Origin of the sequence: Streptomyces sp. CBMA152 (genome assembly GCF_014596475.1) — a bacterium.
Lineage (GTDB): Bacteria > Actinomycetota > Actinomycetes > Streptomycetales > Streptomycetaceae > Streptomyces.
The window spans coordinates 39,858-53,860 of the sequence record NZ_MECJ01000007.1 but is presented as its reverse complement, the minus strand read 5'-3'; the positions used below and the strand labels follow the sequence as shown (position 1 = coordinate 53,860).

Annotated in this window: 12 protein-coding genes; 6 read left to right on the top strand and 6 right to left on the bottom strand. The window is 71.8% G+C overall.

The window, feature by feature from the left end; all coding sequences use genetic code 11:
• The first annotated feature begins 122 nt into the window (after positions 1–122).
• The 5 genes from acs to BG418_RS39625 all read left to right on the top strand — a co-directional run bounded on the left by acs (position 123) and on the right by BG418_RS39625 (position 6,099).
• A complete protein-coding gene (acs, locus tag BG418_RS07100) occupies positions 123–2,078 on the top strand; it encodes an acetate--CoA ligase (protein WP_188272870.1) in 1,956 nt (651 codons plus the stop codon).
• Between the two features lie 785 nt (positions 2,079–2,863).
• The gene (gene nhaA / locus BG418_RS07095; protein WP_317453540.1) at positions 2,864–4,282 is read left to right on the top strand and encodes a Na+/H+ antiporter NhaA; all 1,419 of its coding nucleotides are present in this window, start codon (positions 2,864–2,866) and stop codon (positions 4,280–4,282) included.
• Positions 4,283–4,380: 98 nt separating this feature from the next.
• Positions 4,381–4,839: a phage holin family protein gene (locus tag BG418_RS07090; protein WP_188272868.1), complete on the top strand. Its 459-nt coding sequence runs from the start codon at positions 4,381–4,383 to the stop codon at positions 4,837–4,839.
• Entirely contained in the window at positions 4,836–5,792 is a 957-nt protein-coding gene (locus BG418_RS07085) for an alpha/beta fold hydrolase (protein ID WP_188272867.1), read from the top strand. Before BG418_RS07090 ends, BG418_RS07085 begins: the two co-directional genes overlap by 4 nt.
• A 127-nt stretch (positions 5,793–5,919) precedes the next feature.
• Positions 5,920–6,099 (top strand): hypothetical protein, encoded by a 180-nt coding sequence (locus BG418_RS39625; protein ID WP_079126084.1) that lies wholly within the window; start codon positions 5,920–5,922, stop codon positions 6,097–6,099.
• A 21-nt stretch (positions 6,100–6,120) separates the two neighbouring features.
• On the opposite strand, the gene BG418_RS07080 is transcribed toward BG418_RS39625, so the two are convergent.
• The 4 genes from BG418_RS07080 to nth form a co-directional block, all read right to left on the bottom strand.
• Positions 6,121–7,461 carry a 6-phospho-beta-glucosidase gene (locus BG418_RS07080; RefSeq protein ID WP_188272866.1) on the bottom strand — a complete coding sequence of 447 codons (1,341 nt, stop codon included), beginning with the start codon at positions 7,459–7,461 and terminating at the stop codon, positions 6,121–6,123.
• Between the two features lie 68 nt (positions 7,462–7,529).
• On the bottom strand, positions 7,530–8,756 hold the full coding sequence (locus BG418_RS07075) for a MarP family serine protease (RefSeq protein ID WP_188272865.1): 1,227 nt from the start codon (positions 8,754–8,756) through the stop codon (positions 7,530–7,532).
• Between the two features lie 12 nt (positions 8,757–8,768).
• Complete coding sequence (locus BG418_RS07070) at positions 8,769–9,509, bottom strand: CoA pyrophosphatase (protein WP_188272864.1); 741 nt, start codon at positions 9,507–9,509, stop codon at positions 8,769–8,771.
• Between the two features lie 155 nt (positions 9,510–9,664).
• Positions 9,665–10,813, bottom strand: a complete 1,149-nt coding sequence (gene nth, locus BG418_RS07065) for an endonuclease III (RefSeq protein WP_398997843.1) — start codon at positions 10,811–10,813, stop codon at positions 9,665–9,667.
• A gap of 251 nt (positions 10,814–11,064) precedes the next feature.
• Here nth and BG418_RS07060 point away from each other — a divergent pair, with 251 nt between their 5' ends.
• Complete coding sequence (locus BG418_RS07060) at positions 11,065–11,739, top strand: Crp/Fnr family transcriptional regulator (protein WP_017947815.1); 675 nt, start codon at positions 11,065–11,067, stop codon at positions 11,737–11,739.
• A 190-nt stretch (positions 11,740–11,929) separates the two neighbouring features.
• Here BG418_RS07060 and BG418_RS07055 read toward each other — a convergent pair whose 3' ends face one another.
• Positions 11,930–12,760, bottom strand: a complete 831-nt coding sequence (locus tag BG418_RS07055; RefSeq protein ID WP_188272862.1) for an MBL fold metallo-hydrolase — start codon at positions 12,758–12,760, stop codon at positions 11,930–11,932.
• Between the two features lie 165 nt (positions 12,761–12,925).
• A complete protein-coding gene (locus BG418_RS07050) occupies positions 12,926–13,801 on the bottom strand; it encodes an NUDIX hydrolase (protein ID WP_188272861.1) in 876 nt (291 codons plus the stop codon).
• Positions 13,802–14,003: the final 202 nt, after the last annotated feature.

Below are 14,003 nucleotides of genomic sequence, written 5' to 3'. Positions count from 1 at the left end.
GAGCCGGAACGCTTACAGGTCTAAACCAATTTTCGGGAGACTCTTGTCACCCGGCGATTGGCCTGATGAGCTATGGCTCGGGACACATAGGCACATAGGACGCCCTGGGAAAGGGAGATGTCGTGAGCAACGAAAGCCTGGCCAACCTGCTCAAGGAGGACCGGCGGTTCGCACCGCCGGCCGAGCTGGCCGCGAACGCCAACGTGACGGCGGAGGCGTACGAGCGGGCCGAGGCGGACAGGCTGGGCTTCTGGGCCGAGCAGGCCCGGCGCCTGACCTGGGCCACCGAGCCGACCGAGACGCTGGACTGGTCGAACCCGCCCTTCGCGAAGTGGTTCGCCGACGGCAAGCTCAACGTCGCGTACAACTGCGTGGACCGGCACGTCGAGGCCGGGAACGGTGACCGGGTCGCCATCCACTTCGAGGGCGAGCCGGGCGACAGCCGGGCCATCACCTACGCGGAGCTGAAGGACGAGGTCTCGCGGGCCGCCAACGCCCTTACCGAGCTGGGTGTCCGGGCCGGTGACCGGGTCGCGGTGTATCTGCCGATGATCCCCGAGGCGGCCGTCGCGATGCTCGCCTGCGCGCGGATCGGCGCGGCGCACTCCGTCGTCTTCGGCGGCTTCTCGGCCGACGCCGTCGCCTCCCGTATCCAGGACGCCGACGCCAAACTGGTCATCACGGCCGACGGCGGCTACCGCCGGGGCAAGCCGTCGGCGCTCAAGCCCGCGATCGACGAGGCCGTGGCCAAGTGCCCGCAGGTCGAGCATGTGCTGGTGGTGCGGCGTACGGGGCAGGAGACCGCGTTCACCGAGGGCCGCGACGTGTGGTGGGACGACATCGTCGGGCGGCAGTCCGCCGAACACGCCCCGCAGGCGTTCGACGCCGAGCACCCGCTGTTCATCCTGTACACGTCCGGGACGACGGGGAAGCCGAAGGGGATCCTCCACACGTCCGGCGGCTATCTGACGCAGGCCGCGTACACGCACCACGCGGTCTTCGACCTCAAGCCCGAGACCGATGTGTACTGGTGCACCGCCGACATCGGCTGGGTGACCGGTCACTCGTACATCGTCTACGGGCCGCTGGCGAACGGCGCGACGCAGGTCATGTACGAGGGCACGCCGGACACCCCGCACCAGGGGCGGTTCTGGGAGATCGTGCAGAAGTACGGGGTGACGATCCTGTACACGGCGCCGACGGCGATCCGTACGTTCATGAAGTGGGGCGACGACATCCCCGCGAAGTTCGACCTGTCGTCGCTGCGGGTGCTGGGGTCGGTGGGCGAGCCCATCAACCCCGAGGCGTGGATCTGGTACCGCAAGCACATCGGGGCCGACAAGTGCCCGATCGTGGACACCTGGTGGCAGACCGAGACCGGGGCGATGATGATCTCGCCGCTGCCGGGGGTGACCGAGACGAAGCCGGGTTCCGCGCAGCGCGCGCTGCCGGGTATCTCGGCGACCGTCGTCGACGACGAGGCGCGCGAGGTGCCGAACGGGGGCGGCGGCTATCTCGTCCTCACCGAGCCGTGGCCGTCGATGCTGCGCACGATCTGGGGCGACGACCAGCGGTTCATCGACACGTACTGGTCGCGGTTCGAGGGCAAGTACTTCGCCGGTGACGGGGCGAAGAAGGACGACGACGGGGACGTCTGGCTGCTCGGGCGCGTCGACGACGTGATGCTGGTGTCCGGGCACAACATCTCGACGACCGAGGTCGAGTCGGCGCTCGTCTCGCACCCGTCGGTCGCCGAGGCGGCGGTGGTCGGTGCGGCCGACGAGACGACCGGGCAGGCGATCGTGGCGTTCGTGATCCTGCGGGGGTCGGCGGCGGAGTCGGACGGGCTCGTGGAGGAGCTGCGGGCGCACGTCGGGGCCACGTTGGGGCCGATCGCCAAGCCGAAGCGGGTGCTGCCGGTGGCGGAGCTGCCGAAGACCCGGTCGGGGAAGATCATGCGGCGGTTGCTGCGGGATGTTGCCGAGAATCGGGAGCTGGGGGATGTCACGACGCTCACGGACTCGTCGGTGATGGATCTGATCCAGACGAAGCTGCCGAGCGCGTCTAGCGAGGACTGACGGCCCCCTGGGAGGTCGTGGAGGCCCGGCTGCGCGTGGTGCGTGGCTGGGCCTCCGGCGTTTTCCCCACCCCGCCCGTTCCCTTAACCCTCCGGGGGTGGGTGGGGGTTGAGGTGGGAGGAGGAGAGTTTCCCGGGGCTGCGCCCCGGCCCCCTTTGCGGGGCCTGCGGCCCCTGCACCCCACCTCGGGGCTCCGCCCCGGACCCCGCTGGGGTGGGTGGGCGGCGGGACTCCACCCCGGACCCCGGCTGCGGGTGGGTGGGTGAACAGGGCTGCGCCCCGCTGGGTGGGTGGGTAGGCCCGGGCTCCGCCCCTGCTCCATCTCGGGGCTCTCGCCCCGGACCCAGACCTATGTGGGTGCGTGAACTGGGCTGCGGCCCCTGCACCCCGCCCGGGTAGGTGGGTAGGCGGGGCCTGCGGCCCCCGCACCCCGCCTCGGGGCTCCGCCCCCGACCCCGCTCCTCACCCACCAGAGGGGCTGAATTTGCCGCGCCCGCACCCCACCGGCGCCCCGGGCCACCCGGCCCCCTCCCCCCCCACCCGCGCCCCCGCGCCGCACGCCTTCACAGCCCATAAAGTGAAGATCGCCGGATTCATCCCTGCGGCCGAGTAAAGAGTTAGGTAAAGTAAGGATCGCGTCAATGGCGCGACAAGAGGGATCCCCCAGAGGGACCACACCCGAGTGATCCGCGAAAGGGATCTGTCAGCGAGACCCAGGTGTGCCGGGAAGTCTGGTCGGCAATGTGCTTTGTCATGCCCGCCGAACCGACCGGAGGTCGTCCCCCGTGGCCGCGCCCGTATCCCGTAATGACAGCAGCGACAGCGACAGCCGTCGGAAGTTTCTTGGGCGGCTTTCGTTGCCCGAGCGGAACTTCGTCGCCGATGCGCTGCGGGCCGAGACCGTCGGTGGCGTGCTGCTCCTCGTCGCCGCCATAGCCGCGCTGATCTGGGCCAACACCCTGGGGGCGAGCTATGACGCCCTTCGGGACTTCCATGTCGGGATCGGTTCGCTCGGGCTTGACCTCTCCCTGCAGCACTGGGCCGCCGACGGGCTGCTCGCCGTGTTCTTCTTCGTCGCCGGGATCGAGCTCAAGCGCGAGCTGGTCGCCGGGGAGCTGCGGGATCCCAAGGCCGCCGCGCTGCCGGTGATCGCCGCGATCTGCGGCATGGCCGTGCCCGCGCTCGTCTACGCGCTGGTCAACACCGTGGGCGGCGGGTCGATGGACGGGTGGGCGGTGCCGACCGCGACCGACATCGCGTTCGCGCTCGCCGTGCTCGCCGTCATCGGGACGTCGCTGCCCAGCGCCCTGCGCGCGTTCCTGCTCACGCTCGCCGTCGTCGACGATCTTTTCGCCATTCTCATCATCGCCGTCTTCTTCACCAAGGAGATCGACTACGCCGCGCTCGGCGGGTCCGTCGTCGGGCTCGCCGTCTTCTGGCTGCTGCTGCGCAAGGGCATACGGGGCTGGTACGTGTACGTACCGTTGGCCCTGGTCATCTGGGGGCTGATGTACAACAGCGGCGTCCACGCCACCATCGCGGGCGTCGCCATGGGTCTGATGCTGCGCTGCACCCGGCGCGAGGGCGAGGAGCACTCGCCCGGCGAGCACATCGAGCACCTGGTGCGGCCGCTGTCCGCCGGGCTCGCCGTGCCGCTGTTCGCGCTGATGTCGGCCGGGGTCGGGATCACCGGCGGGGCGCTCGCCGACGTCTTCACCCGGCCGGAGACGCTCGGCGTGGTGCTCGGCCTCGTGGTCGGCAAGGCGGTGGGCATCTTCGGCGGTACGTGGTGCGCCGCGCGGTTCACCAAGGCGGAGCTCAACGACGACCTGGCCTGGCCCGATGTGTTCGCCGTGGCCACGCTCGCCGGGATCGGCTTCACCGTCTCCCTGCTCATCGGCGAGCTGGCCTTCGACGGCGCCGGGGCGCTGACCGACGAGATCAAGGCCGCCGTACTCATGGGGTCGTTGATCGCTGCCGCCCTCGCGACCGTACTGCTCAAGCTGCGGGTGAAGCGGTATCAGGCGCTCGTGGCGGAGGAGGAGCGCGACGAGGACCACGACGGCATCCCGGACTGTTACGAACAGGACAATCCGGCCTACCACCTGCGGATGGCGGCGATCCACGAGGAGAAGGCCGCCGAGCACCGCCGCCTGGCGCAACTGGCGGGGGCGGGGAGCGACGAGGGCGGCCGTCCGGCATGATCTGACATCTGGGCCGGAGTACGAACATCCGGACCGGGAGACCGGGACCGCACGAACCCGGGACGACGGGACCGCAGAAGAGGAGAGGGAGTCAGCGAATGAGCGACCCCAGCAACACCGCCGGCGGCGCCGAGCGCAGCCTCGGCCAGCTGGTCGCCTCGGCGACCGCCGAGATGTCCGCGCTGGTGCACGACGAGATCGCCCTCGCCAAGGCGGAGCTGCGCCAGGACGTCAAGCGCGGCGCGATCGGCGGCCTCGCCATCAGCACCGCAGGCGTGTTCGTCCTGTTCTCGCTGCCGGTGCTGAGCTTCGCGGCGGCGTACGGGATCCACAACCTGGGGCTGGGGCTCGCCTGGTCGTTCCTGATCGTGGGCGGGGCGTATCTGCTGCTCGCGGCGCTGCTCGGGCTGCTCGCGGTGACCAAGTTCAAGAAGGTCAAGCCGCCGGAGAAGTCGATCGCCTCGGCCAAGCAGACGGCCGCGGTGCTCGGGAGCGTCAAGCCGCATCCCCGCCCGGTCACGGAAGCGGCCCCCGCTGTGGCACGCTCGTCTGCATGACCGCAACCGATACCGGTAACGGCGCCACGGGCAGTCCCGGCGGCAACGGCAGCCCCGTCCGCATCGACGGCCCCTGGACCCACCGGGACGTGGCCGCCAACGGTGCGCGCTTCCACATCGCGGAGCTGGGCGACGGGCCGCTGGTGCTGCTGCTGCACGGCTTCCCGCAGTTCTGGTGGACCTGGCGCCACCAGCTGACCGCGCTCGCCGACGCCGGTTTCCGGGCGGTCGCCATGGACCTGCGGGGCGTCGGCGGCAGCGACCGCACCCCCCGGGGCTACGACCCGGCCAACCTCGCGCTGGACATCACCGGGGTCGTACGGTCGCTCGGCGAGCCCGACGCGGCGCTCGTCGGGCACGACCTGGGCGGCTATCTCGCCTGGACGGCGGCCGTGATGCGGCCCAAGCTGGTGCGCCGCCTGGCCGTGTCGTCGATGCCGCACCCCAGGCGCTGGCGCTCGGCGATGCTCTCCGACGTCTCACAGTCGCGCGCGGGCTCGTATGTGTGGGGCTTCCAGCGGCCGTGGGTGCCGGAGCGTCAGCTCGTCGCGGACGACGCGGCGCTGGTGGGGCGGCTGATGCGGGAGTGGTCGGGTCCGGTGGCGCCGGACGACGACGCGGTGGAGGTCTACCGGCGCGCGATGACCATTCCGTCGACCGCGCACTGCTCGATCGAGCCGTACCGCTGGATGGTCCGCTCGATGGCGCGGCCCGACGGCATCCAGTTCAACCGCCGCATGAAGCGCCCGGTACGGGTACCGACGCTGCATCTGCACGGTTCACTCGACCCGGTGATGCGCACCCGCAGCGCGGCGGGCTCCGGCGAGTACGTCGAAGCGCCGTACCGCTGGCGGCTGTTCGACGGCCTGGGGCATTTCCCCCATGAGGAGGACCCGGCCGCGTTCTCCACCGAACTGGTCAACTGGCTGAAGGATCCCGAACCCGACCGCTGATCCGGCCAAACGCTCCCGTGAGCGGACAGGAACAGTTGTCTGACGAACAGCCAAATGCCCGGCGCATAGGCCAATTGGCCCCCCGAGAGGCGATTACCGACCTTGGGGCACGGGCAGACGTCGGGGTATGGGCTGGACGCACGACTACGGTGACGCAGCACGCAACCGCCGCTCGGCCACCGCGCCGATTTCGCACGAGAGGGGCGGCCCGCAAGGTCAGGGCCATGATCCCCAACTCGGGATTCCGCGCATCCTCCGTCGCCGGGCCCGCTGGGTCTCGGCCCGGCTGCGCCATTCACGTACGTAACGAGAACGTACGCAACAGAACTTACGGGCGCAGATAGGCGAGGCCCGGGTGGGCCGCGCGGTAGCCGTCCAGGAGCCGTCTGGCGACCTGGACGGAGTCGACCAGCGGGTGCAGGGCGAACGCCTTGACCGCCGTCCGCGCGGACCCGCTCTCGGCCGCTTCCAGGACGCACCGCTCGACCGCCTTCACCGCGCTGACCAGGCCCGCCTCATGGCCGGTCAGCTGGGTGACGGGCAGCGGGCGCGGGCCTGACGCGTCGATGCGGCACGGGATCTCGATGACGGCCTCGGTGTCGAGGGCGTCGAGCGACGCGCCGTTGCGCACGTTGAGGATCAGCGTGGCGGCCTCGTCGCGCGCGATGGCGCGCATCAGCGCGAGGGCGACCTTCTCGTACCCACCGGACTGCATGTCGTCGGCGGCGCGCTCGCCCGCGCCCGAGACCTCCCGGTTCTCGTTCATGTACGTGGCCTCGCGCTCGGCCCGCGTACGGTCCCAGGCGTCCCACGCGTGCGCGCCGTCGGCGACGGTCGTGTAGAAGCGCGCCTGCTGGTCGAGGAGGAACGCGCCGCGCGTGCGCTCGGCCTGCTGGTACGCGGCCACGGCCTCGCGGTTGAAGTAGTAGTAGTGCAGATACTCGTTGGGCACCGAGCCGAGCGAGCGCAGCCACTCGGCGCCGAAGAGGCGGCCCTCCTCGAACGAGGTCAGCAGCTTGTCGTCGGCGAACAGGCGCGGCAGTACGTCCTGTTCGCCCTCGTACAGACCGTGCAGCCAGCCCAGGTGGTTCAGGCCCGCGTAGTCCAGGCGTACGACGTCGGGGTCGGCACCGACCGTGCGGGCCACGCGGCGGGCCAGGCCGACCGGTGAGTCGCAGATGCCGATGACGCGTTCGCCCAGGTGGCGGGCCATGGCCTCGGTGACGAGACCGGCCGGGTTGGTGAAGTTGATGACCCAGGCGTCGGGGGCGAGCGCCTTGATCCGCTGAGCGACGGCGTCCGCCACGGGCACGGTCCGCAGTCCGTACGCGATGCCGCCCGCGCCGACCGTCTCCTGGCCCAGGACCCCCTCGGCCAGCGCCACGCGCTCGTCGGCGGCGCGGCCCGCCAGGCCCCCGACGCGGATCGCGGAGAAGACGAAGTCGGTGCCGGTCAGCGCCTCGTCGAGGTCGGTGGTGGCGTGCACGAGGGGCGCGTCCGGGATGCCGTGCGCCTGGTCGGCGAGGACCCTGGCGATGGCGGTGAGGCGGGCCGCGTCCACGTCGTGCAGCGTGACCTCGGTGATCCGGCCGGGCTCGTGGTCGCGCAGCAGGGCGCCGTACACCAGCGGGACGCGGAAACCGCCGCCGCCGAGGATCGTCAGTCGCATTCCGGCCTCTCCAGGGTCCAGGGTCAGGCGGGGGCGTCAGAGGGCCGTCGGGGCGGCCGTGCGGCGGGTCAGAGGGCGCACTGCTGGCTGTCGACCTGCTGGTTGGCGGTGCGGCCCAGCTGGACGTCCTCGCGGATCTCGGCGGCCGTCAGCGCGTAGCCGGTGTTCGGGTCGTCGAGGGACTTGGCGAAGACGACGCCGTAGACCTTGCCGTCGGGGGTGAGCAGCGGGCCGCCGGAGTTGCCGGGGCGGACCGTCGTGAACAGCGAGTAGACCTCGCGGGTCACGGTGCCGCGGTGGTAGATGTCGGGGCCGGGCGGGGTGATGCGGCCGCGGACGCGCGCGGCACGCACGTCGTACGGCTGGTCCTCGGGGAAGCCCGCCACGATGGCGCCGCTGCCGCTGTGGGCGGCCTCGGAGGTGAAGTGCAGCGCCGGGGCGCGCAGGTCCGGGACGTCCAGGACGGCGATGTCGCGGCGCCAGTCGTAGAGCACGACCGTCGCGTCGTACGTCCGGCCCTGACCGCCTATCTGGATCTTGGGGTCGTCCACACCGCCCACTACGTGGGCGTTGGTCATCACGCGGCGATCGGCGAAGACGAAGCCGGTGCCTTCCAGGCGCTTGCCGCAGCTCGGGGCGGTGCCGGTGATCTTGACGATGGAGCTCTTGGCGCGGGCCGCGACCGGGCTGCCCGCGAGCGCCGGGTCGGGGGCCGGGACCTGCGTGATCGACTCGTGCGTGAACGGGGCGAAGACCTGCGGCAGCCCGTTCTTCGCGAGCATCGAGGAGAAGTCCGAGAACCAGGTGTGCGCCTGCTTGGGCATCGCCTTGTCGATGCCGTGCAGGATGCGCGAGTCGTCGACGGCCCTGCCCAGGGCGTTGCCGGGCCGCTGGGGGTCCTGCTGGGGGTCGGCCAGCGGGGAGAGCGCGGTGCCGATCAGCCAGGCGACCAGGAGCATCGCGAGGACGTTGACCAGCGCGCCGCCCGTGGCGTCCAGGGCGCGCGCGGGCGACCAGGTGATGTGCTGGCGCAGTTTGTTGCCCAGATGGGTGGTGAAGGCCTGGCCCACGGAGGCGCAGACGATCACGACCACGACCGCGACGATCGCGGCGGTGGTCGACACTTCCCGCTTGTCGGTGAGCTGATCCCAGATGACCGGCAGCAGATACACGGCGATGAGACCACCGCCGAGAAAGCCGATCACCGACAGGATGCCGACGACGAAGCCCTGGCGGTAGCCGACGATCGCGAACCACACGGCGGCGACCAGCAACAGGATGTCCAGCACGTTCACGGGGTCAGCCTGTCACGCGTGCCAGTCGAGCGGGACCCGCCTGGTGCGATCCCAGGGCCGCTCCCAGCCCGAGAAGTGCAGCAACCGGTCGATCACCCCGGCCGTGAAGCCCCAGACGAGGGCGGATTCGACCAGAAAGGCCGGTCCTGCGTGGCCGCGCGGGTGCACGGCGGTCGCACGGTTGGCCGGGTCCGTGAGATCCGCCACGGGGACCGTGAAGACCCGGGCGGTCTCCGCCGCGTCCACCGCCCGCACCGCGCTCGGCTCGCGCCACCAGCCGAGCACCGGCGTGACCACGAAGGCGCTCACCGGGATGTAGAGCCGGGGCAGCACACCGAAGATCTGGACCCCTTCGGGGTCGAGGCCCGTCTCCTCCTCGGCCTCGCGCAGGGCGGCGCGCAGCGGGCCGGTGGTCTGCGGGTCGCCGTCCTCGGGGTCGAGGGCGCCGCCCGGGAAGGAGGGCTGGCCGCCGTGCGAGCGCAGCTGGCTGGCGCGCTCCATGAGCAGCAGCTCGGGCCCGCGCGGGCCCTCGCCGAACAGGATGAGGACGGCGGACTGCCGCCCGTCCCCGCTCTCCGGCGGCAGGAACCGGCTCAGCTGGAGCGGCTCGATGTCGTCGGCCGCGCGCGCGACGGGGTCCAGCCAGTCGGGCAGGCCGTCGCGGCTGACGGCGGGGCCGCTGTCGCCGCCGCCACGGCCGTCGCCGCCCTTGAACCTGTCGTACGTCTTGCTGGTGTCGCTCGCGTGCGTCATGGGCACCCCCGTCGTTCCACCGGTCTCAACGTGCGGGCCGGTCGCATTCGTTCCGTCGCCGTCATCGGGCCTGTGCCATCGAGTCATTGCCGTCATCGGGCCTTCGCCGTCCTGGGGTCTGTGCCCTCATCGGGCCTGTGCCGTCGGGGCTCCCGTCATCCGGCCCCCAGTGGGCGCGCGGACAGGCCCGGGTAGTCCGGGGGCGGGGTGAGGCGCTGGCCCGGGAGGCCGCCCTTCTCGTACTTCAGGAGCTTCTTCGCCTTCTCCGGGTCCGTCTCGCCCTCCCCGTACGCCGGGCAGAGCGGGGCGATCGGGCAGGCGCCGCAGGCGGGCTTGCGGGCGTGGCAGATGCGGCGGCCGTGGAAGACGACGCGGTGCGAGAGCATCGTCCACTCGCTCTTCGGGAAGATCTCGGCGACCACGGCCTCGACCTTGACCGGGTCCTCCTCGTCCGTCCACTTCCAGCGGCGTACGAGACGGCCGAAGTGCGTGTCGACGGTGATGCCGGGAACGCCGAAGGCGTTGCCGAGCACCACGTTCGCCGTCTTGCGGCCCACTCCCGGGAGCTTCACCAGGTCGTCGAGACGGCCCGGCACGTTCCCCCCGAAGTCGTCGCGGAGGGCGGCCGCGAGGCCCATGATCGACTTGGTCTTGGCCCGGAAGAACCCGGTCGGCCGGATCAGCTCCTCGACGTCCTCCGGGTTCGCCGCCGCCAGCTCCTCCGGAGTCGGATACGCGGCGAACAGCGCGGGTGTCGTCTGGTTGACCCGCAGGTCGGTGGTCTGGGCCGACAGGACGGTGGCGACCAGCAGCTCGAAGGGGTTACGGAAGTCGAGCTCGGGGTGGGCGTACGGGTACACCTCGGCGAGCTCGCGGTTGATCCGGCGGGCGCGGCGGACCATGGCGAGGTGGGACTCGGGTTTGGCGGCCGTCTGCTGGGTGGTGGGCTTGGTGGCGGCGGGCTTCTTGGTGACGGTGGCGCTCTTGGCGGCCTGCTTCTTGGCAGCGGCCTTCTTGGCGGTGGCCTGGCTCGCCGACGTGGCCTTCTTCGCGGCCGGGGCCGTCTTCGCAGCCGAAGCCTTCTTGGCTGCCGAGGCCTTCTCTGCCACCGAGACCTTCTTTGCTGCTGCCGATGCGGTCTTCTTGCCTGCCGCCGCCTTCTTCACCGGCGCCTTCGCGCGCGTGGCCGGGGTGGGCGACGCGCCCGGGGCGGACGGCGGCGTGGACGCCGTCGACGCGGCCCGATTGGCTGATTTTGATTCTTTCGCGGCTTTTTTCGGTTTAGCAGCGGGCTGTTCGCCCACAGCGGAATCACTGCCTGCGGACACTCGTACGGCCCCCCTGGCCTGCGCTCTCACCGGCGAATTGGACACCCGGCCAGCCTAAAGCCACGCACTGACATCCGCCCCGGCCACAGCGAATCAGCACCCCAATCGGCCCCCTGCCGCACAGTCCGGCGCCCGGGTGCGTCATCCTTGTGATTGATCGCACTGTTTACCCCGTCCGGCAAAATGGGGAGCACGGTCCCCTGTACCGGTCGACAAGGAGAGAACTCGTGGACGACGTTCTGCGGCGCGCCCCGCTCTTCGCGGCGCTCGATGATGAGCAGGCCGCGGAGCTCCGCGCCTCGATGAGTGAGGTGACGCTCGCCCGCGGCGACGCCCTCTTCCACGAGGGCGACCCCGGCGACCGCCTCTACGTGGTCACCGAGGGCAAGGTCAAGCTCCACCGCACCTCGCCCGACGGCCGCGAGAACATGCTGGCCGTCCTGGGCCCCGGCGAGCTGATCGGCGAGCTGTCGCTGTTCGACCCGGGCCCGCGCACCGCCACGGCGACCGCGCTGACCGAGGTCAAGCTGCTGGGCCTGGGCCACGGCGACCTGCAGCCCTGGCTGAACGCGCGCCCGGAGGTGGCCACGGCGCTGCTGCGCGCCGTCGCCCGCCGACTGCGCAAGACCAACGACCAGATGTCCGACCTGGTCTTCTCGGACGTCCCGGGCCGCGTCGCCCGTGCGCTCCTCGACCTGTCGCGCCGCTTCGGCGTGCAGTCGGAGGAGGGCATCCACGTGGTGCACGACCTGACGCAGGAAGAGCTGGCCCAGCTGGTCGGCGCGTCCCGCGAGACGGTCAACAAGGCCCTCGCGGACTTCGCGCAGCGCGGGTGGCTGCGGCTTGAGGCCCGCGCGGTGATCCTGCTGGACGTCGAGCGGCTGGCCAAGCGGTCGCGCTGACGCGCCTGCTTCTGCCTGTACGTGTTGATGAGCCCGCTTTCCCCTCGGGGAGGCGGGCCCATCGGCGTTGTCAGTGGTCGGGTCTAGCTTTGTGTACGTGACCGGCTGCGGACCGTGCGTGGCTGGTCGCGCCCACGCGGCGGAGCCGCAAATCGACACAGCCCCGCGCCCCTGTGGGCGCGGGGGGTTGCTAGATGAGGCCGTGCTCGCGCAGGTACTCCAGCTGGGCGCGTACGGAGAGTTCGGCGGCCGGCCACAGGGAACGGTCGACGTCCGCGTAGACACGGGCCACCACGTCCGCCGCCGTGGTGTGGCCGGCCTCCACGGCCGTCTCCACCTGGGCCAGCCGGTGGGCCCGGTGGGCCAGGTAGAACTCGATGACGCCCTGGGCGTCGTCGAGGACCGGACCGTGCCCCGGCAGTACGGTGCGCACGCCGTCGTCGACCGTCAGCGAGCGCAGCCGGCGCAGTGAGTCGAGGTAGTCGCCGAGGCGGCCGTCGGGGTGCGCGACGACGGTCGTGCCGCGCCCGAGGACCGTGTCACCCGTCAACACGGCCCGGTCGGCGGGGAGATGGAAGCAGAGGGAGTCGGCGGTGTGGCCGGGCGTGGGCACCACCCACATCTCCAGACCGCCGGTGGTGATCACGTCACCGGCCGCGAGGCCCTCGTCGCCGAGGCGCAACGCCGGGTCCAGGGCGCGTACGTGCGTACGCGTCAGCTCGGCGAAGCGGGCCGCGCCCTCGGCGTGGTCGGGGTGGCCGTGGGTGAGCAGGGTGAGCGCGACCCGCTTGCCCATCCGCTCGGCGGTCTCGACGACGCTCTGCAGATGGGCGTCGTCGAGCGGCCCGGGATCGATGACGACCGCGAGGTCCGAGTCGGGCTCGGCCACGATCCAGGTGTTGGTGCCGTCGAGGGTCATCGCGGACGCGTTGGGCGCGAGGACGTTGACGGCACGGTCGGTGGCGGGCCCGGAGAGCACCCCGCCACGCGGCTGGCCGGGGAGGGCGGCTGCGTCGGTCACGCGGGGGCACCTTCCATCGAGAACAGGCCGGACCGCCGGTCGGAGGCCGGCACAGCGACCCGAAGCCCGCGCAGCGGTGCGAGGGGCGCACGAAGAGAGAAGCGGGCGGCTGCGTCGGTCACGCCGTGGTGCCTTCCATCGAGCCGTGGGGGGCGGCTGGTTGCGTCATGAGGTTGTTCCTTCGGCGGTGTGGATGTGCTTGGTGAACTCGTCGTGGCCGGGCCAGCTCAGCACGATCTCGCCGTCGTCGCCGAGGCTCGCCCGGGCGAGTACGGGGGTGAGGTCACGGGTCGCCGAGGCGGCCAGGGCCTGGGCGGGGGTGGCGTACGGGAGGAGGGCGCGCAGGGTCGAGACGGTCGGGGGCATCATCAGGAGCTCGCCCCGGTCGTACCCGGCGGTGGCCTCGGCGGGGCCGATCCACACCGTGCGGTCGGCCTCGGTGGAGGCGTTGCGGGTGCGCTGGCCCTCGGGGAGCGCGGCGACGAAGAACCAGGTGTCGTACCGCTTCGGCTCGAACTCGGGGGTGATCCAGCGCGCCCACGCGCCGAGCAGGTCCGAGCGCAGGACGAGGCCGCGGCGGTCCAGGAACTCGGCGAAGGAGAGGTCGCGGGCGACGAGGGCGAGGCGGTCGGCCTCCCAGTCGTCGCCGGTGGTGTCGCCGACGACGCTCTCGGCGTCGGGGCCGGCGAGGAGGACGCCGGACTCCTCGTACGTCTCGCGGACGGCGGCGCAGACGATCGCCTGGGCGTCGTCGGGGCCCACGCCCAGGCGTTCCGCCCACGTCTCTCTGGTCGGGCCGGCCCAGCCGATGCGGTGTGCGTCGTCGCGGGGGTCCACGCCGCCGCCGGGGTACGCGTACGCGCCGGCGGCGAAGGCCATGGAGGTGCGGCGGCGGAGCATGTGTACGGCGAGGGTGTCCTGCCGTGCCCGCAGGAGGAGGACTGTTGCGGCGCGGCGGGGTTGTACGGGGACCAGGTCGCCGTGGGCGAGGGCGCGGATCCGGTCGGGCCATTCCGGCGGGTACCACTGACCATTGGGCATGGCGGGAGGCTATCCGCTGGCGCGCGCATGTTCGAGGCCCCACCTGCCCGCGCCTGGGGCTACGCCCCCGGACCCCCTGCCGGGGCTGCGCCCCGATCCCCGCGCGCCCCGCCTGCGGCGGGCAGTCCCCACCCCGCCCCTTCCCGAAAGCCCTGGGCGGGCGGCCGGGTTCTTTGACTGACCACCGGTGGGGGCTTGTCGC